The organism is Halorubrum sp. AJ67 (assembly GCF_000513435.1).
On the sequence record NZ_CBVY010000015.1, the window covers coordinates 98,479 to 99,527 of the forward strand.

Consider the following 1,049-nt stretch of genomic DNA (forward strand, 5'->3'; position numbering starts at 1 on the left):
GACCGCGCCACGGACATGATCGCCGCCGAGCGGGCCGGCCTCGACGGCGTGTTCCTCAGGCGCGACCACAACGCCGCGATCGACCCCGGCGTCGACCCGACCTTCGAGGTCGAGAGCCTCCGCGCGCTCGCTGAGGTCGTCGGTTCGGACGCGTCGACCGGGGAGACGACGCGCTCGGACGGCGTCCCGACCGACCGGTCGCGCGCCGAGTAGGACGGTCCGACCGTTCTCTCTCGGAGTCTTCGCGGTCGATGTCCCGGTTGTCTCTTCCGGGGCCGCCGACCTCGGCGGTGGAATCGCCGTCCGCAGCAACGGTTATCCCTCGCAGGCGCGTCTCGAAGGCATGGTACCGTCGCTTTCCGCGTTGTTCGAGGGGTTCTCGGCGCTCGAAGCGACGGTCGCCGTCCTCGCCGTCTCCGTCGTCGCCGCCGTGGGGATGGAGTACGTCGTTCTCCGGCTCGCCAGACGACACGTCTCGAACACCGACACCGCGTACGACGACATCGTCATCTCCTCGCTGCGGGCACCGCTCGTCGTCACCGCCGCGCTCGCCGGCGTGTACGTACTCACGCAGGTCCCGGCGATCCGGTCGTCCGTCCTCTTGGACCCGCAGCTGCTCGACGACCTCTTCGGGCGGCCGTCGCTGTCGGTCATCGTCCTCGTGTGGGCGTACGCCGCCAACACCGTCGTGAACCGGCTCGTGGCCGCGGTCAACGAGGAGGGCGGACGCTTCGACTTCGCGCCCGTGTTCTCGAACGTCTGGACGCTCGCGGTGCTGGTCGGGAGCGTCGGGACGCTGCTGTGGCTCTGGGGCATCGAGATCACGCCCCTGCTCGGCGCGGCGGGCGTCGCCGGCATCGCGGTCGGGTTCGCCGCGAAGGACACGGTCGCGAACTTCTTCGGCGGGATCGCGCTGTACTTCGACGACACCTACAAGATCGGCGACTACATCGTCCTCGACGACGGGACCGCCGGGACGGTGATCAAGGTCGGCGTGCGCTCGACGACGGTCCTCACCCGCGACGAGGTGCTGGTGACGGTCCCCAACG

At 69.9% G+C, this 1,049-nt stretch carries 1 protein-coding gene and 1 pseudogene; both read left to right on the forward strand.

The window, feature by feature from the left end; translation table 11 throughout:
- Nucleotides 1-213, forward strand: a pseudogene (locus BN903_RS18130) (HAD family hydrolase); the annotation flags it as partial.
- Between the two features lie 130 nt (nucleotides 214-343).
- A partial coding sequence (locus BN903_RS11920; RefSeq protein ID WP_048077928.1) for a mechanosensitive ion channel family protein occupies nucleotides 344-1,049 on the forward strand: 706 nt, incomplete at its 3' end.